The sequence below is a fragment of the Actinomyces sp. ph3 genome (assembly GCF_000308055.1).
Classification (GTDB): Bacteria; Actinomycetota; Actinomycetes; order Actinomycetales; family Actinomycetaceae; genus Pauljensenia.
Genome location: NZ_CAGY01000008.1, coordinates 55,231 through 71,879, shown reverse-complemented (window position 1 = coordinate 71,879; position 16,649 = coordinate 55,231). Strand labels below are relative to the sequence as shown.

Annotated in this window: 16 protein-coding genes; 10 read left to right on the top strand and 6 right to left on the bottom strand. The window is 55.4% G+C overall.

Going from position 1 to position 16,649, the window contains the following annotated elements:
* Position 1 precedes the first annotated feature (1 nt).
* The 5 genes from HGAS_RS07815 to HGAS_RS07795 form a co-directional block, all read right to left on the bottom strand.
* Positions 2-1,627, bottom strand: a complete 1,626-nt coding sequence (locus tag HGAS_RS07815) for an anthranilate synthase component 1 (protein WP_019127245.1) — start codon at positions 1,625-1,627, stop codon at positions 2-4.
* Between the two features lie 304 nt (positions 1,628-1,931).
* Positions 1,932-2,567, bottom strand: coding sequence for an O-methyltransferase (locus tag HGAS_RS07810; protein WP_019127244.1), 636 nt, complete (start codon positions 2,565-2,567; stop codon positions 1,932-1,934).
* Between the two features lie 95 nt (positions 2,568-2,662).
* Positions 2,663-3,793 (bottom strand): Mrp/NBP35 family ATP-binding protein, encoded by a 1,131-nt coding sequence (locus HGAS_RS07805; protein WP_019127243.1) that lies wholly within the window; start codon positions 3,791-3,793, stop codon positions 2,663-2,665.
* 42 nt (positions 3,794-3,835) lie between these two features.
* A complete protein-coding gene (locus HGAS_RS07800; RefSeq protein ID WP_019127242.1) occupies positions 3,836-4,411 on the bottom strand; it encodes a DUF1003 domain-containing protein in 576 nt (191 codons plus the stop codon).
* Positions 4,404-5,693, bottom strand: coding sequence for a magnesium transporter MgtE N-terminal domain-containing protein (locus HGAS_RS07795; RefSeq protein WP_019127241.1), 1,290 nt, complete (start codon positions 5,691-5,693; stop codon positions 4,404-4,406). Before HGAS_RS07795 ends, HGAS_RS07800 begins: the two co-directional genes overlap by 8 nt.
* A 102-nt stretch (positions 5,694-5,795) precedes the next feature.
* Here HGAS_RS07795 and HGAS_RS08570 point away from each other — a divergent pair, with 102 nt between their 5' ends.
* Positions 5,796-6,476, top strand: a complete 681-nt coding sequence (locus HGAS_RS08570; protein ID WP_081581518.1) for a general stress protein — start codon at positions 5,796-5,798, stop codon at positions 6,474-6,476.
* A 58-nt stretch (positions 6,477-6,534) separates the two neighbouring features.
* Here HGAS_RS08570 and HGAS_RS07785 read toward each other — a convergent pair whose 3' ends face one another.
* Positions 6,535-8,067, bottom strand: coding sequence for an aminopeptidase P family protein (locus tag HGAS_RS07785; RefSeq protein ID WP_019127239.1), 1,533 nt, complete (start codon positions 8,065-8,067; stop codon positions 6,535-6,537).
* 57 nt (positions 8,068-8,124) lie between these two features.
* On the opposite strand from HGAS_RS07785, the gene HGAS_RS07780 reads away from it, so the two are divergent.
* From HGAS_RS07780 to HGAS_RS07740, 9 genes are all read left to right on the top strand, one after another.
* Positions 8,125-8,970, top strand: a complete 846-nt coding sequence (locus tag HGAS_RS07780; RefSeq protein ID WP_026066724.1) for a PHP domain-containing protein — start codon at positions 8,125-8,127, stop codon at positions 8,968-8,970.
* A complete protein-coding gene (locus HGAS_RS07775) occupies positions 8,967-9,605 on the top strand; it encodes a MarC family protein (RefSeq protein ID WP_019127237.1) in 639 nt (212 codons plus the stop codon). The genes HGAS_RS07780 and HGAS_RS07775 overlap by 4 nt, the downstream gene beginning before the upstream one ends.
* Positions 9,606-9,713: 108 nt before the next feature.
* Positions 9,714-12,080 (top strand): glycogen/starch/alpha-glucan phosphorylase, encoded by a 2,367-nt coding sequence (locus tag HGAS_RS07770; RefSeq protein ID WP_019127236.1) that lies wholly within the window; start codon positions 9,714-9,716, stop codon positions 12,078-12,080.
* A gap of 187 nt (positions 12,081-12,267) precedes the next feature.
* Positions 12,268-12,633 carry a GntR family transcriptional regulator gene (locus tag HGAS_RS07765; protein WP_009408241.1) on the top strand — a complete coding sequence of 122 codons (366 nt, stop codon included), beginning with the start codon at positions 12,268-12,270 and terminating at the stop codon, positions 12,631-12,633.
* A 16-nt stretch (positions 12,634-12,649) separates the two neighbouring features.
* Positions 12,650-13,378, top strand: coding sequence for an ABC transporter ATP-binding protein (locus HGAS_RS07760; RefSeq protein ID WP_019127235.1), 729 nt, complete (start codon positions 12,650-12,652; stop codon positions 13,376-13,378).
* Positions 13,378-14,190, top strand: a complete 813-nt coding sequence (locus HGAS_RS07755; RefSeq protein ID WP_019127234.1) for a hypothetical protein — start codon at positions 13,378-13,380, stop codon at positions 14,188-14,190. Before HGAS_RS07760 ends, HGAS_RS07755 begins: the two co-directional genes overlap by 1 nt.
* Positions 14,191-14,294: 104 nt before the next feature.
* Complete coding sequence (locus tag HGAS_RS07750; protein ID WP_019127233.1) at positions 14,295-14,915, top strand: CPBP family intramembrane glutamic endopeptidase; 621 nt, start codon at positions 14,295-14,297, stop codon at positions 14,913-14,915.
* Positions 14,916-15,063: 148 nt separating this feature from the next.
* A complete protein-coding gene (locus HGAS_RS07745; protein ID WP_019127232.1) occupies positions 15,064-15,405 on the top strand; it encodes a DUF2249 domain-containing protein in 342 nt (113 codons plus the stop codon).
* Positions 15,406-15,677: 272 nt separating this feature from the next.
* Positions 15,678-16,628 carry a hypothetical protein gene (locus HGAS_RS07740; RefSeq protein ID WP_019127231.1) on the top strand — a complete coding sequence of 317 codons (951 nt, stop codon included), beginning with the start codon at positions 15,678-15,680 and terminating at the stop codon, positions 16,626-16,628.
* The last annotated feature ends 21 nt before the right edge of the window (positions 16,629-16,649 follow it).

Genomic DNA, 16,649 nt, shown 5'->3' with positions numbered 1-16,649 from the left:
CTTAGAACTCGCTTTCTTCCGCATTCGAGGAAATGGCCAGAGACCGACCGGTTGACGCAGCCAAAGCGCGCAAAACAGCGCTTGCCTTGTGGACGGTTTCTTCAGCCTCGCGAGCGGGGACAGAGTCTGCAACGACTCCGGCCCCTGCCTGCACGATCGCTTGCCCGTCCTTGACGAAGGCTGAACGGATAACGATGCAGGTATCGAGCTCGCCGTCGCCTCGGAGGTAACCGACAGCACCGCCGTATGAGCCGCGACGCTGACCTTCGTAGTTGCGGATGAGTTCTGCCGCGCGAAGCTTTGGAGCCCCCGTCAGCGTCCCCATGGTCATCGATGCGCGGAAAGCATCCAAGGGGTGCAAATCTTCTGCCAGGGTGCCGCTAACCTCAGATACCAGGTGCATGACTCGCGAATAGCGGTCGACGCGCAAGAGCTGCTCAACGCGACGAGTTCCTCGTTGCGAAACGCGTGCGACATCGTTGCGTGCCAAGTCAACGAGCATCACGTGCTCGGCAACTTCCTTCGCATCCGAACGCAATTCAAGTTCCAAGCGGATATCAAGCTCGTGATCGATACTGCCGTCGGGGGCGAATCCTCGAGGGCGTGTCCCGGCAATAGGGCGAATTGCAACCGTTCCGTCCTTTGCTGAATGAAGCAGTGAGGATTCCGGAGATGCGCCGAAAAGCTCGAAGTCGTCCGCGCCGATATAGAACATGTATGGACTGGGATTCTCATCTCGCAAAAAGCGGTAGCTTCTCAGTGCATTCGGGCAATCCGCAATAAAACCGCGAGAGGGAACGACCTGGTAGATATCGCCAGCGGCGATGTGCTCTTGCATGGTCGTCACCAGAGCCTCGAAGTCATCATCAGAGATGGTTGGGCGCGCAATAAGAGGCTGCGATGTGGGATCGATTTTCATTTCCGAGGCCGTGGAGGTCTCGGTCGACAGCGGAGCGTGGTCGATTGCCTGGGCAAGTGCATCGATTTGCTGCTCAAGAGAATCGCGGTCAAGTGAGGCTCCGACAAGGTTTGCGCTTTGCGACGGATGGTCAACCACCAAGATGATTCGCGCAAGGAAGAACAAGTAATCAGGGCAGGAATTAAATCCCTGGTCGACATCGGGTAGGGATTCGTATGTTGCGAGGTAATCGAAAGAAACGGTTCCGGCGACCAAAGGCAGGTGCGGGTGATCGATGGGAGTATCGGTGAGAACCCGCAGTGGCTCCATGGTTGCGCGCTCTTTCAAGCGAGTTTCCTCATCGGCCTCGTCTTCACGGAGGGAGGGAAGCTCGAAGAGAGCATGCGTCTCCTTCCGCTCGCGTAGGGCATTCGGGAGAGCCTCACAGACCTGATTGAGTGCGCTTTGCCCATCAACCGGATTGGTCGAGGTGATGCGTACGTAGTCCCCATCGCATTGAATCGACGCTGAAGTATCAAGAACTGCAATGGTGGTGAGATGCTGCTTAGAAGCGATATCGGCGCTATCCAACAGGACAACTCGGGTTGGGTGACCCGAGGCCGATTGGGGGACCAACCCCTTTTCGCACAGGTAAGCCAAAAGCTTGCCGCCGTCGGGGTGGTAGCGCACCTCGCGCGAGATCACGTGGGGTGTGTCTGCGTGTGTCATTGTGTTCCTATCCCTTGCCCTCGGCGGGCCAGTGCAACGAAAAAGGCCCGCCACATGAGCGAGCCTTGATCATTTCCAGGTACGTCAAAGGAGGCCCGCCCTTAGGGGAGCCACCACCACATCTGAGATGCTGAAGTACCAAACATGTTTTTCATACTAATGCCGGGTGCTCGGGGGCGCCAACGCTGCCAGAAAGTGAGACATACAAATCCAATCGGATAAGGGAAGTAGAAAGAGCGACGCCCGCAGATCACGAGGAAGAGATCTACGGGCGTCAGAAGAAGAGTTGAAGATGCGGCCTGGTTCAGCGTCGTTTGACTGCAGCAAGAAGGCCATCACCAACGGGGAGCATCGCGGGGATGAACTCCTCAGAAGATCCCAGGACCTTTGCAATCTCGCGCATCATGACGGTTTGCTCATCGCGCTGCGCGGGATCAGCAACCTGGTCATGCCAGAGAGCATGGACGATCACGATCAGTCCACCGGGGCGCAGGACACGGAGCGCATGATCCAAATAATCGGGGATTTCGGCGTTGGGGGCATCGATCACCATCATGTCGTAACCGCGGGCAGCCATACGGGGTAGGACGTCCAATGCGCGGCCCGCAATGAGGCGGGTACGTTGGGAGGGAATCCCAGCTGCCGTAAAGGCGCGGCGCGCGTGCTTGTGGAATTCAACCTCTTGATCGATAGTGGTCAAAACTCCATCCGGAGACATGCCTTGGAGCAGCCAGAGACCAGAAACGCCGGCACCCGTACCAATCTCCAGAACTGCTTTTGCGCCGCAGGTTGCAGCCAGAAGACGAAGGGCGGCACCAACTCCGGTTGAGACAGGATCAGCACCCAAATCGGTGGCAGCCTCGCGAGCTTGCGCAAGAAGCTCGTTTTCTTCGACGAATTCTTCCGCGAAAACCCAACTCAAGGCTTTATCTGACGCCATCTTTTCCTCCGCACTCGTGTACCTATGTCTCATAGGTTACGCACAACCCTTGTCAACTTGATGACTACGCGCCATTGTGGTGGCGATTCCTTGAATTAAATGGTTTTGTTCAGGGGAGCGACACCCAGTGGGCGTCCCGCAAGCCCGCGCGAGGCGTGAGCGAGCGAGCCCGCGAGCTCTTGGAGGACCTGCGCAGCGGGACCTTCGTGTGTTGAAACGGGATCGCCAGCATCTCCGCCTTCGCGCAGTGAAATGTCCAGCGGAACCTGTCCCAGAAGCGGAACCGAATAGCCCAGCTGGGCGCTCAAGCGATCAGATACAGACTGCCCGCCACCGTGACCGAAGATCTCCAACTTGGAGCCGTCAGGCTGGGGGAGGTAGGACATATTTTCGATGACGCCGATGACTTTCTGATCCGTCTGGGTTGCGATCGAACCGGCGCGCTCAGCGACCTCGGCCGCAGCAATCTGCGGGGTTGTCACAACAAGAATTTCAGCATTGGGCAGGAGCTGTGCGATCGAAATTGCGACATCGCCGGTGCCGGGAGGCATATCGATGAGTAGAACATCAAGGTCGCCCCAGAAAACATCTGCAAGGAATTGCTGAAGTGCGCGGTGGAGCATAGGGCCACGCCAAATGACGGGCTGGCCATCGGGAACGAACATGCCAATCGAGACAACCTTGACTCCTTCGGCTCCCAAAGGCGGAATGATCATTCCGTCAATGACCTGAGGATCGTGGCTCACTCCCAGCATTCGAGGGATTGAGAAGCCATAGATGTCGGCATCCATCACTCCGACCTTGAGGCCTTGACGAGCCATCGCAGCGGCAAGGTTTGCGGTCATTGAGGACTTGCCGACGCCGCCCTTTCCCGAGGTGACGGCAATGACGCGCGTCAGAGAATCGGGGCGTGCAAACAGAATTTCACGTTCGGGGCGACCACCGTTGAGCTTCTCGCGAAGAGCCTTTTTCTGCTCATCGTTCATGACATCCATGGTGACCTTGACATCCGTCACGCCATCAAGGGCGCTGAGAGTCTTATTGACGTCGTCTGAGATCGTTGTTCGCAGAGGGCACCCCGCTGTCGTCAGCAAAATCGTGACCGAAACCGTTGAACCATCGATATTGATGGAATCGACCATATTGAGATCGGTAATTGGACGACGAATTTCGGGGTCGATAACAGTCGACAGGGCATCAAGAACGTTCTGCGAGGTCAAAGTCATGGTGTCAATCCTATGACCCAGCAACGGTTTGCGCAGACTGGTTTAGCTGTCGGCGTGATGCGGAGTAGACAGATCCGCAGAATCCTCTGCTTGGTCCGTATTTCCCTGTGCGCTTAGCTGCACAAAACGTTCATCGCGCTCTTCAAGTTCCTCGCGCAGGTCGTTAAGCATATCGCGAAGTTCTGAGCGGACGAAGTCGCGCGTTGCCACGTCTTGTAGCGCAAGGCGAAGACCAGCAATTTCGCGGGTCAGATACTCGGTGTCGGCAAGGTTGCGTTCCGCGCGTTGACGATCTTGTTCTGCTTGGACGCGGTCACGATCATCTTGACGGTTCTGTGCAAGAAGGATCAGAGGTGCCGAATATGAAGCCTGGGTTGAGAAAGCGAGGTTCAGCAAAATAAAGGGGTAAGGATCCCACGCGTACTTTTCTGAGACCTTGTAAAGGAGGACGTTCGCGGCAATCCACGAGACGACGAAAATCGTCATGTAGAGGATGAACTTCGGCGAACCCATGAAGCGGGCCGTGGCCTCAGCAAACTGGCCAAAACCATCGCCAGAGGAACGGCGGCGAAAAAGCTTAAACTTCCGCTCGGTGGGGGTATCAAGACGATCAGCCATCAATACTCCTTGCCATTACTCGGTCGGTCACATCATCATCCCAGTCACGCCAGTCACGTGGCAGCAGCTCGTCCAAAACGTCATCGACGGAAACGGCGCCCAGAAGGTGCCCGTCTTCATCGACAACGGGAAGAACTGTCAGGTTGTATGTCGCCAGCAGACGCGTCACAGTCGCGACGTGAGCGTCGGGGGAGAGCCTGTCGAGGTCGGTGTCCATGATGGTCCCCACAAGCGTATTGGGGGGTTCGCGAAGTGCGCGCTGGAAATGGACAGCACCTAAGTATTGACCCGTCGGGGTTTCCAAGGGCGGTCGTGCGATAAAAGCAGCTGCGGCCAAAGAAACCGGAAGGTCGGAACGACGAATAGAAGCGAGCATCTGAGCCACAGTCGCATCGGGGGCTAAGATGACCGGTTCGGTGGTCATCAAGGAACCGGCTGTTGATTCCTTGTAGGCCATGAGTCGACGAACGTCTGCAGCTTCATCGGGCTCCATCAAGGACAGCAGAGACTGTGCTGTTTCAACGGGAAGCTCAGACATGAGGTCAGCCGCGTCGTCTGGCTGCATCGCGTCCAAAACGTCCGCAGCGCGCTTGGATTCCAGCTGAGAAACGATCGACACGCGGTCGTCTTCGCCCAGCTCTTCCAGCACGTCTGCAAGACGTGAGTCGGGGAGCTCCGTTGCGACGGCCAGCTGTCGTTCTGTAGGAAGGTCGTGGATGAAGTCTGCGAGGTCCGCTGCCTTCATGTCTTCCGTGTGTTGAATCAGAGCGGTCGCTGCTTGGTTTGAATCGGTCTTGAGCAGTGAAGAGACCTCATCGATGCGAACCGTCATGGTTGTTCCACCGCGTTTGAAGCCCAAAGTTGTTGTGCGAACGCGCTGGACGTGCAGAGTGGAGATGATCCAGTCACGAGGGCGGCGTTGCTGCATAGCGACGTCAAGGATCTTCACAACGCCGCTTCCGTCATTCATTGTGACTTCGCGATCGAAAAGCTCAGTGATGACAAGCGTTTCAACGGGGCGTTGGTTGAAAGACCGAATATTGAGCAGGCCAGTTGTGATGACGGAACCGGATTCAATTGCCGTCACACGAGTAAAGGGCAGAAATACGCGTTTTCGGGGGCCAACCTCGACGACGAAGCCGATGACGTTGGCGGTCGAATTCAGGCGAAATGTCACGACGACGTCGTGAATGACACCGACTTTCTCGCCCAACGGGTCAAAGACGGAGGTACCGGCAAGCTTGCCGATGTAGATTCGGCGTCCGGTTGTTCCGACGTTCATAGGTGCACTGCTCACCCGGCCAGTTTATCCCCAGAGCGAACTTCTTACCCGCCCACGGCAGGGAAGTTCTCGCTACGATGGCAGAATACGAAAGGGAAAAGTATGAGCGTACCTGTGAGCGGAACCCGGCGGACCCGTGGGGGTGGAAGCCTGCCTGACGGCACCGAAGTTGCTTCCTATGCCTCTTACGATCAGGCTTTGGCAGCGCTTGAGGTCTTGTCCAACAATGACTTTGAGGTTGAGAACGTCAGTGTGGTTGGTACCGACCTCTATTCGGTTGAGCGAATTATCGGGCGTGTGACTTGGGCTCGAGCGGTTTCCCAGGCGGTGATGAACGGCGCGCTCTGGGGTGCCATGATCGGCATCGTGCTCTCTGTCAATCAAGGAAACACGATGGTCTGGGTGGGTGCCTGCATGTTGGCGGGTGCCCTGATCACATCGTGTTTAAGCACTGCAATGTTCTTGATCCGCCGGCGCCGAGGGGAGTTTTATTCTCAGTCCCAGGTAGTCGCTGGTCGCTATGCGGTGATCATTTCGAAGGCTGCTGGTAGTGATCGCATTCGTGAAGCTTTCGATCTTCTGCAGAAGACCGAAGGTAATCAGATGCGCCCGCGTCGAGTTCGCCCGGTACGCGAAAGCAGCGGCCCGACTGAGTACGGCTCGCGTCCCGATGAAAAGCCGCGTTTTGGAGTGCGTTTGTCGCAACTGCCAGAAACTGACGCCAGCGCTGCCGGCACGGAACAACGCGACGACGAAAGCTCGCAAACCAATCCCCAGAACTGACGTATATACGCGAAGTGGCCTCGTCCCGGCTGGGACGAGGCCACTTGTGCATTCAAACTTATGCGCGTCCCTGAGCGCTGGCAATCCATGCCTCGACATCGGCAATGGTTCGCGGGATATCTTCCGAGATTCGGGTAACGCTGCCATCAGCGTTCACCAGAACATCGTCCTCAATGCGCACGCCAATTCCGCGGAATTCCTCGGGGATGGCCATGTCATCGGCGCGGAAGTACAAACCGGGTTCGATGGTGAAGCACATTCCGGGTTCCAATAGCGCATCCTGGTACATTTCGCGACGGGCCTGAGCGCAGTCGTGAACATCCAACCCCAAGTGGTGGCTGGTGCCGTGAGGCATCCAGCGACGGTGTTGCTGGCCATCGGGAGAAAGCGACTCTTCTGCGCTGACGGGCAGCAGGCCCCATTCTTCCAGGCGTGCGGCAATAACCTTCATCGCGGCATCGTGAACATCGCGGAAGCGGGTTCCGGGTTGGTTCGCGCGCTCGAGTGCGGCCTCGCAGGCATCCAAAACCGCTTGGTAAACCTTGGCCTGAGTGGGGGAGAAGGTTCCATTGACGGGGAGCGTGCGGGTGATGTCTGCGGTGTAGAGCGAATCAACCTCGACACCGGCATCAACCAAAACTAGGTCGCCGTCGTTGACTGGGCCATCGTTATCGATCCAGTGCAGGGTGTTCGCGTGGTTGCCCGAGGCGGCGATGGTGTCGTAGCCCAGGCCGTTTCCTTCTTCGCGGGCTACCGCTCCGAAAGCTCCCTCAATGACGCGTTCGCCGCGGCGATGACCAACGGCTCGAGGCAGTGAACGAAGGATATCTTCGAATCCAGCCTTTGTGATCTCGACTGCGCGACGCAGCTCAGAGATCTCAAATTCGTCCTTGCACAGGCGAATTTCGGAGAGACGCTCTTCTAGGGCGTCATCTGTTTCGGCAGCGTCCCCACCAAATGGCAGGCCTGCTTGCATGCGAACCTCGTTGACCATGGCTTCCACGGCCTCGTCGACATTGCGAACCACGCGCAAACGAACGATTCCCGCATCCTTGGCCAGAGCGTCGCGAAGGGTGTCGATGTGCTCGCAACGCAAACCGGTTTCGGCTGAAACCTCCTCGAGGGACGGGCGGGCACCCACCCAAAATTCGCCGTAGCGTGAGTCGGAGTAGAACTCTTGGGAAGAACGGGAAGTGCGAGGCTTGAAGTACAGCACTGCCTCGTGACCGCCTTCGGGAAGAGGCTCGAGGACAATCACCGAATCGGGTTCGCGCTCTTGCCCAAGACCGGAGAGGTGAGCGAATGCTGAGTATGCGCGGAAACGGTAGGTGCAGTCGTTTGAACGAACCTTGTAGGTGCCTGCGGGGATGACCAGTCGTTCGCCGGCGAAAGGCTCTCCGGCTGCTATTGCGCGCGCGGGAAGGTAGTCGGCAACGGCCGATCGAGTAATACCCGGATCAGGACGCGGCCCCCACTGGGAGCCCATGAATTCTCGGAATGCATCTGAGGATGGACGGCGCGAGCGATTATTCACGCGCTCAGCCAAAGAATCGGGTGCTTCTTCCGCGGAGGTTGTTTCAGTCGTAGTCATAGTGTCATGGTCTCACTTTCCCCGTGCGGCGTGCTACGCGGACCGTATTCTAAATACATGACCAGGATCGATCTTCATACACACAGTGCGTATTCGGACGGAACTGATACTCCCGCAGAACTCATGGAGAAGGCGCGCCAGGCGCATTTGGATGTCGTGGGGCTGACCGATCACGACACCTACGCTGGCTGGGACGAGGCCGCAGCGTGCGTTGAGCGAAGTGGAGTGTCCTTGGTGCGCGGGGTGGAGTTGTCCTGCGCGCGTGAGGGGATCACCGTTCACCTTTTGGGATACCTTCCCGATCCCGCGAACGAGGCCCTGGTTGCAGTGCAGCGTCGTGCGACTGAGTCGCGTCTCACGCGCGCGCAGAAAATTGTTGAACGCCTCGCAGAAGACTACCCAATCACGTGGGAGCAAGTGCGCGCTCTTGCTCCTGAAGATGGACCGGTTGGGCGTCCGCATATTGCGGATGCCTTGGTTGAAGTAGGCGCTTTTCCTGATCGCAGTGCCGTTTTTTCGCAGACTCTGCATCCTTCTAGTAAGTATTACGTCATGCACTGGGCACCCGACCCCGTCGATGCTGTGGAGCTGGTTCGAGCCGCCGGGGGAGTCCCTGTGCTGGCGCATCCGCGCGCGCGGGCTCGCCAAAGGCTTCTGCCCGAGGAAGTCATTGATATGATGAAGGACGCGGGCCTGTTCGGGATTGAACGCGATCATCGTGATCATACCGAAGAGGATCGAGCCGATGTGGAGCGGATCGCACGCCGTTTGAAGCTGGAAGTATTTGGTTCCTCCGACTATCACGGCCTAGGAAAGCCGAATCAACTTGGTGAAAACCTAACGGATCAGTCGGTGCTGAACAAACTTGAAGAGGAAGCGTTTTTAGAGGTCCTGCACCCATGAGTATCGGTTCTGTTGTGGACATTACGGTCTTGTTGACGACTTTTGCGACCCTGATCGTCATTTTGGACCCTATGGGCTTAATGCCTGTCTTCTTGGGGCTGACCTCCAAGCTCTCACGCACTGCTCAGCGTAAAGCGGCTTTCCAAGCCTCGCTGGTGTCTTTCGGAGTCATCCTTACTTTCGCTTTCCTTGGGCAGCAGATTTTGCGCGCACTCCATATTTCAATGGAATCTTTGAAACTTTCCGGTGGCGTGCTGTTGTTCTTGGTGGCGATGGAGCTGTTGACCTCCAGCGACATGGAGCAGCCCGATACCGGTGATGACGCAGTCAATGTTGCATTGGTTCCGCTGGGGATTCCGCTGCTTGCGGGTCCGGGTGCGATTGTTGCTGTGATGGTGTCGATGGCACAGGCCCACACAGTTGGTTCCATTGTTGGTGTTGTCGGCGCAGTCGTTGCAACCCACGTAGTGATCTGGCTGTCGATGCGTTTCGCTTTGGAGCTTTCACGCTTCCTGGGAACAGGCGGCATTATGTTGCTCACGAAGATTTCCGGTGTGCTTTTGGCCGCTATTGCAACCGAACTGGTCATGGGTGGCGTTTTCGACTTTATTAAGAACGCTGGAATCATTCACTAGTCAGGTTGACAGTCCGTCATCTTTTTTATCTCGCCCCGCTTTGTGGGGCTACAGTAGGCTTATTCCAGTGCTACCGGTAGTGCTGAGTCAATCGCAAGGAGAGATTTTATGAGCCGGTCCTTAGAGGAACAGCTGAAGTCCCAGGTACGCGCAGTTTCCGGACGCCCGGAGCGCGTCTCGACCGAGATGGAAGCGTGGCAGGGCCTTTCGGCGGCAATCATTGATCGTATTGCTGACCGCTGGCATGCAACTGAGCGCACCTACGCAGTGGGCCGTATGGAACACTACTTCTCCGCAGAGTTCCTTATGGGACGTGCGTTGCTCAATAACCTCTCCAACCTTGGCATGGTTGACGAGGCCCGCGAGGCCTTGGCTGCACTGGGCAAGGATCTGTCCGTGGTTCTGGAAGAAGAACCCGATGCCGCTTTGGGTAATGGTGGTCTTGGCCGTCTGGCAGCGTGCTTCCTGGATTCTTGCGCGACCTTGGACCTGCCCGTTGCCGGTTATGGCATCTTGTACCGCTACGGACTCTTCAAGCAGCTCTTCGACAATGGTTTCCAGACTGAGCACCCTGATCCTTGGATGGAAGAGGGCTACCCCTTCGTCATTCGTCGCGAAGAAGAACAGCGCATTGTTCGCTACGCGGATCTGACTGTTCGCGCGATTCCTTATGACATGCCGATTACCGGTTACGGCACCCAGAACGTCAATACTTTGCGTCTGTGGAAGGCCGAGCCCATGGAAGAGTTCGACTACGACGCGTTCAATTCGCAGCGCTTTACCGACGCGATTGTCGACCGCGAGCGCACCATGGATATCTCGCGTGTTCTTTACCCGAATGACACGACCTTTGAAGGTAAGGTCCTGCGTGTTCGCCAGCAGTACTTCTTCTGCTCTGCGTCGCTGCAGGCCATTGTGGATAACTACGTTGCTGAGCACGGTTCGGACCTGCGCGGTTTTGCAGAGTACAACGCCATCCAGCTCAATGACACTCACCCTGTTCTTGCGATTCCCGAGCTCATGCGCATTCTGATGGATGAGCATGGCTTGGGTTGGGAAGATGCATGGGATGTTGTCTCACGTACCTTTGCGTACACGAACCACACGGTTTTGGCCGAGGCGCTTGAGACCTGGGATATCCACATCTTCGATCGTCTCTTCCCGCGTATTTCTGAAATCGTCCGAGAGATCGACCGTCGCTTCCGCCAGGACATGTCCGAGCGCGGTGTTGATGGCGCGACCATTGACTACATGGCTCCCGTCGCTGGCAACACGGTCCGCATGGCCTGGATCGCCTGCTACGCCTCGTACTCGATCAACGGTGTTGCCGCGCTGCACACTGAAATCATTAAGCGTGAGACGCTCAAAGAGTGGTACGCGATTTGGCCTGAGCGCTTCAACAATAAGACCAATGGCGTGACTCCGCGTCGTTGGCTCAAGCAGTGCAACCCCCGTTTGGCAACACTTCTCGATGAAGTGACCGGCTCGGATCGCTGGGTGACCGACCTCGATGCGCTCTCTGAGTACACGGGTGCGGGTAACTCGGAGCTCTACGCTCGTCTGGCTCAGATCAAGCATGCGAATAAGGTTGACTTTGCCGCATGGATCAAGGACCGCGAGGGCGTCGAGATCGACCCAGATGCAATTTACGACGTCCAGATCAAGCGCCTGCACGAGTACAAGCGTCAGCTGCTTAACGCGTTCTACGTCTTGGATCTGTACTTCCGCATCAAGGACAATCCGGCTTTGGATGTTCCTAAGCGCGTGTTCATCTTCGGCGCGAAGGCTGCCCCCGGCTACATTCGCGCAAAGGCGATTATCAAGCTGATTAACACCATTGCCGACCTGGTCAACAATGATCTGGATATCAATGGCCGCATCAAGGTTGTTTTCGTTCACAACTACAATGTTTCGCCCGCCGAGCACATCATTCCTGCCGCGGATATCTCTGAGCAGATCTCGATGGCTGGTAAGGAAGCTTCCGGTACCTCGAACATGAAGTTCATGATGAACGGTGCGCTGACCTTGGGAACCTTGGATGGTGCAAACGTTGAGATTCTCGAGGCCGTGGGGGAGGAGAACGCCTATATCTTCGGTGCAACCGATGATGAGCTTCCCGAACTGCGTCGCCACTACGATCCTCGTTGGCACTACGAGAACGTGCCTGGCTTGAAGCGCGTGATCGATGCTTTGACCGATGGCACCTTGGATGACTCTAACTCCGGTTGGTTCCATGATCTGCGTTGGTCGCTTCTGGAATCGGGATACGAGCCTGCTGACGTGTACTACGTCTTGGGTGACTTCGCTTCCTACCGTGAGACGAAGGATCGCATGGCACAGGATTACCGCGATCAGGAAGCCTGGTCGCGCAAGGCCTGGATCAATATCACGCGTTCCGGTCGTTTCTCCTCTGACCGAACCATCAGTGACTACGCTCGCGAAGTCTGGCACATCAACGCCGAACCGATTGCGTGAATGCGTAAAAAGCGGCCTGTTTAAGGCTGGCTGCATGGCTTAATGCCGTAACGCCCCGTTGGGATTTCCCAACGGGGCGTTTGCTGTTGTTCGTTTTCTGAGCAAACTGTATTACTGTATTGACACAGTTTCGATAGTGTGGCACTGTATTAGTGTATTAATACAGATAGACAGGAGGGATACATCGATGCGCATCGATGACACCCGTCCAATCTGGATCCAATTAGCTGATTCGTTCCGCGGTCGTATTACCGACGGTACGTGGAAACCTGGCGAAAAGATCCCCTCCGTGCGTGATCTCGCGATCGAGGCAGGCACCAATCCCAATACCGTTCAGCGAGCCCTGAGTGCACTTGACGAAGAAGGACTGACGGTCCCGAAACGGACCGCAGGGCGCTTTGTCGCAACTGATGAGCGCGCTCTGCATGCTCTGCGGAAGAACGACGCGCATCTTGCGGCAGATGCCTACATTCGAGCATGTCGTTCACTGGGAATCGATCTGGAAGGTGCTCGGGCTCTGATTGATCAACGCTGGGATGCCACGGAGAAGTAGCCAAGGAGGCAAACTCATGACCACACAAACTGAGCGCGGAACGTGTACGGGGCAAGGCCTCGTCCACGTTGAGCATCTCACGAAGCATTACCGGAAAACGCCAGCTCTGCGGGACTATTCGCTGTCACTGGATTCCGGGCACATCGTCGGTCTGATGGGTCCCAACGGATGTGGAAAAACGACGCTGCTGAAAATCCTTGCAGGCGTATTGAATGATTACCAAGGGCAGGTGAGTATCGATGGGCACAAACCTGGAATCGATACAAAAGCCATCGTGTCCTACCTGCCTTCGGCAGCATTCCTTAACGGCGAATGGACCGTGGAGCGTGCGATTAACATCTACTCGCGTTTCTTTGCTGATTTTGAACCGGAAAGAGCGCGAACCATGGTTGATTTCTTTGAGCTCCCCGAGGGACGGCCGCTCAGTGAGATGAGTAAGGGAATGGCGGAGAAGCTTCAAATCAGCCTGATCATGGCACGTAAAGCCAAGGTTTTCTTGTTGGATGAGCCGATCAGTGGAGTAGACCCGGCAACTCGCGACATTATCCTCGAGGGTATTTTGCGTGAGTTTGATCCTGAGTCGCTGCTCATCATGTCAACCCACCTCATCTCCGACATCGAGCATTTCGTTGACTATGCGCTCTTCATGAAGGAAGGGCAAGTTCTCCTGCAAGGCGATGCCGATGACCTGCGCGCTACGCACGGTGATTCGCTCGACGCTATCTTCCGGAAGGAGTACCGCTGATGTTTGGGAAAATGCTGTCTTATGAAATCGGTAGTCGCATGCGCGCTGATCTTCGCGAAATGGGGACTCTGCTTGCGATCCTTGTTGTAACGGTCGGTGTCGTTGCAAGTGGAGTCCCGGGACTGAGCGGGACGATGACTATGTTTGGCTACCTGATGTGCGTAGCGATTCCTGTGGGGATAGCGATCAGCGGAATGAGTGACTACTGGAAGACTCTGTATGGACAACGGGGGTACTTCACCATGACCCTGCCCGTGTCAGGTGCCGTGATCTACTGGGCAAAGGTCAGCCGAATGATCATCGAGTTCCTCGTCGCACTTGCCTTAGCCATCGGCGGAGGCATTGCAGTTGCATGGGCAGCGGCATGGAGTCAGGGAATCACCCTCGCCGACTACACTGCCGGCCCGCGTTCGCTATTTGCGACTTTTTCGACTCTGGTGCTTGTGATCCTGTTTATTGCATGGATCGTTTCGTGTCTTGCGCTGATTCTTCAGGTCTGTGCGGTCATGAGTCTTGCGGCCGAAGGACGCTTCAACCACATGGGCTTTGGTGCGGTGGCTATCGGATTGGTCCTGCTTTACATTGTTGACCAGGTTTTGAGTGGAATTGGAACCTTCTTCATGCCCTTCTCGATGACTCCTGACGGTCAATTCAGTACCGAGGTCATGTGGACGTCATATCGTGCGACTTTGGGAACCGATGGATATCCGAATGTTTGGGGAATGGGCGCGTGCATTCTGGTCCCTCTCTTCGCGCTATTCCTAGCAGTGTGGGCCTCGCGCTCGATTGAAAAGCGGACCTCATTGCGTTAAAAGAGCTGGCCAATAAGTGGTGTACTGCCCGGGATGCATTAACCTGCGTCCCGGGCACAGCTGTATTCTTTGAGAGTTATCTGCTTGTGTGACAGGAAAAACCCATGCTCTTCGCGACTTTTATTTCATCTTTCGTTCAGTTGGGAATTGCTCTGCTGATTCCAGCGATTTGGTGGGCTGTGACAACTAAACGTCGCCTGGAATTTGCGACCTGGATTGGTCTTTATGTTCCGACATGGAAAATCGGTCCAGTTCAGCGCGTTTCGCAGAAACAACTGGGCATCGCCTTGGTCTGCTGGGTCGCTGTCTCACTGGCGTCACTTCGGATTGCAAGTTCGGTATGGGGCGCTCTGGCGACCTCGCGTTTTATGGGTGCTGGACTTCTTGCAGTCGTCCCGATCCTTCTCTACGCCTTTATTCAGACCGGATTGGCTGAGGAACTTTTCTTCCGGGGTTTCTTAGCTAAGCGCCTATGTGCGTCCTTTGGGTTTCCCCTTGGAAACGCCATTCAAGCCACTGTGTTTGCTCTTCTTCACTTGCTGTTGTTTATCAACTATCTCCCCGTATTGAGTCTTGTCGCCATCACGGTCCTTACTGGAATCAATGGCTGGATTATGGGGTGGCTGAACGAACAAGCGGCGGGTGGTTCTGTGATCCCTAGTTGGATGCTGCACTCTTTGGCAAATCTCCTAGTCGCTCTGGGAATGGCCTTTAACGTGATGTGAAACCTGCTTGTAGGGAGTGGAAATAAGTGTGCTTTCTAGCTCACGCCTCCCGTTGGGGCTCAGCAAATAAAAACGTATAAACTATGTTTTATTAGAAGCTGTTGCTCAGGCGCTTCATTTAGTCGCCGAGCCCCACGAAAGGGATCTCATGATCGAACCTAATTCCGACCTGCCCGAATTCGAACTTCGTGATGTTTCTGCCGAAAAGGCTCAGGAGCCTGCTCAGTCCGGAGGATGCGGTTGCGGTTGCGATCACGGTGCTCAGCTTCCGCGCTTGGATGCACGTCCCTTCCCGCCTCGTCTGCGTCACCCCGCGATTTTGGGCGCAGTTTCTTCTTTGAACGTCGGCGAGGCCATGGAGCTGGTTGCACCTCACGTGCCCACGCCGCTTCTCAACCAGATCGACATGACTCTTGAGGGCGATTTTTCTTACGAGCTGGTTGCCGTCAGTAATGAAGGTGCGATCGTCAAGATCACCCGCGTTGGCTGATCAGGAGATATAGACCGCTCACTTTGAGAGCTTGCGTTCATTCATCAGTACGGGATCGCGCAGGTTCATCGAGGGAGTTGAAGCGTCCGGCGGTGGAAACACTGCCGGACGCTTGTGTATGTCATGTACTTGTGAGTTCGTTGGTCCATCAGTTCGTCTTTGATACAGATTTGTAGCGAAAGTTGTGGAAGCTTTTGCTTCTAATTGTGCATCGCACTTTGTAAACCGTGTGAGAAGAAAATTGCAATATTGGTTGGATCTAGAATCTGCTTATGAGTGTTCAGAGTCGACGCAAACCAAGCAAGCTATTTACCGCTACTGTCTACGGGTTTATCTGGGTCGGTCTTTTGGCTCTTATGATTTGCTGTGTTTGGGGAACGCTTGCAGAGATTAGGACTCAGGCCGTCGAGGGTACTGAACGTATATATGCTGCCTGGTATTTTTTACCCCTATTAATTCCCGTGACTATTGCATTTTGCAGGACGGGAGTGATCGAGGCGTCGAAGCGGCTGTATCTAACAGTCCAGTTGGTAAATTTTACCGTTCTTTTGGGGGTATTTTGTATCGTATTAGACCTTGCTGGAGGGAGTGCTTTAGCCTTTTTTCTCGGTAAGCCAGAACCGGGAGTTGTTTCCCTTTATGAAGCAGTCTTTATTTGGGTGCTTTTCCCGTTCGGCGCGATACTTCAGATCCTGTCGGTGATGAATGATAAGTACCGGAATAAAATTCGTATCGGTGTCGGCGGTATCCTGTTCGTCATCAGTATTCTTCTCCCTAAGTTGCTCGACTCATATGCGTTAGTGCGAGCAACTTGCGCGCCCCCGCTACCGGAAGACACGTCTATCAAGGCGCAATGCGAAACGCAAGCAATTGGAACAATCCCGGTGTTCACAATGGCTATTGCGTTTTCAACGGCATTAATGGTTCTATTTTTCGTCAGTATGCTCTCACCTACAATCGAGCGTTTCATTAGTTGGCTCACGGGTGATGGTACTAATGCGAGAGAATCTGGATCGCTTTCAGATTCTCTAGAAGGCGCTCAGAATCAGCAGAATCTGCCAGGACAAGAGCTAGAAACTGCAGTGCTACCCTCCTCTGCTGAGCCACCAGCATCCGTAGCGCAGCGTCATAGCTCTCGTGGAAGCTTTGCGGCTGCTGTCCTTGGAGGTGCTGTCGTTTGGACGATCCAGGCGATTGGAATACGAATGACCAAACACCGATGAGTCGCTTACATAAAACTTGGA

Bases quoted from the DNA above. Each gene is read 5' to 3' on its own strand.
- HGAS_RS07815 (WP_019127245.1), bottom strand. From the start codon at position 1,627: ATGACACACGCAGACACACCCCACGTGATCTCGCGCGAGGTGCGCTAC.
- HGAS_RS07755 (WP_019127234.1), top strand. From the start codon at position 13,378: ATGTTTGGGAAAATGCTGTCTTATGAAATCGGTAGTCGCATGCGCGCT.
- HGAS_RS07785 (WP_019127239.1), bottom strand. From the start codon at position 8,067: ATGACTACGACTGAAACAACCTCCGCGGAAGAAGCACCCGATTCTTTG.
- HGAS_RS08570 (WP_081581518.1), top strand. From the start codon at position 5,796: ATGAGCGTACCTGTGAGCGGAACCCGGCGGACCCGTGGGGGTGGAAGC.
- HGAS_RS07775 (WP_019127237.1), top strand. From the start codon at position 8,967: ATGAGTATCGGTTCTGTTGTGGACATTACGGTCTTGTTGACGACTTTT.
- HGAS_RS07750 (WP_019127233.1), top strand. From the start codon at position 14,295: ATGCTCTTCGCGACTTTTATTTCATCTTTCGTTCAGTTGGGAATTGCT.
- HGAS_RS07800 (WP_019127242.1), bottom strand. From the start codon at position 4,411: ATGGCTGATCGTCTTGATACCCCCACCGAGCGGAAGTTTAAGCTTTTT.
- HGAS_RS07795 (WP_019127241.1), bottom strand. From the start codon at position 5,693: ATGAACGTCGGAACAACCGGACGCCGAATCTACATCGGCAAGCTTGCC.
- HGAS_RS07770 (WP_019127236.1), top strand. From the start codon at position 9,714: ATGAGCCGGTCCTTAGAGGAACAGCTGAAGTCCCAGGTACGCGCAGTT.
- HGAS_RS07760 (WP_019127235.1), top strand. From the start codon at position 12,650: ATGACCACACAAACTGAGCGCGGAACGTGTACGGGGCAAGGCCTCGTC.
- HGAS_RS07810 (WP_019127244.1), bottom strand. From the start codon at position 2,567: ATGGCGTCAGATAAAGCCTTGAGTTGGGTTTTCGCGGAAGAATTCGTC.
- HGAS_RS07765 (WP_009408241.1), top strand. From the start codon at position 12,268: ATGCGCATCGATGACACCCGTCCAATCTGGATCCAATTAGCTGATTCG.
- HGAS_RS07740 (WP_019127231.1), top strand. From the start codon at position 15,678: ATGAGTGTTCAGAGTCGACGCAAACCAAGCAAGCTATTTACCGCTACT.
- HGAS_RS07805 (WP_019127243.1), bottom strand. From the start codon at position 3,793: ATGACTTTGACCTCGCAGAACGTTCTTGATGCCCTGTCGACTGTTATC.
- HGAS_RS07780 (WP_026066724.1), top strand. From the start codon at position 8,125: ATGACCAGGATCGATCTTCATACACACAGTGCGTATTCGGACGGAACT.
- HGAS_RS07745 (WP_019127232.1), top strand. From the start codon at position 15,064: ATGATCGAACCTAATTCCGACCTGCCCGAATTCGAACTTCGTGATGTT.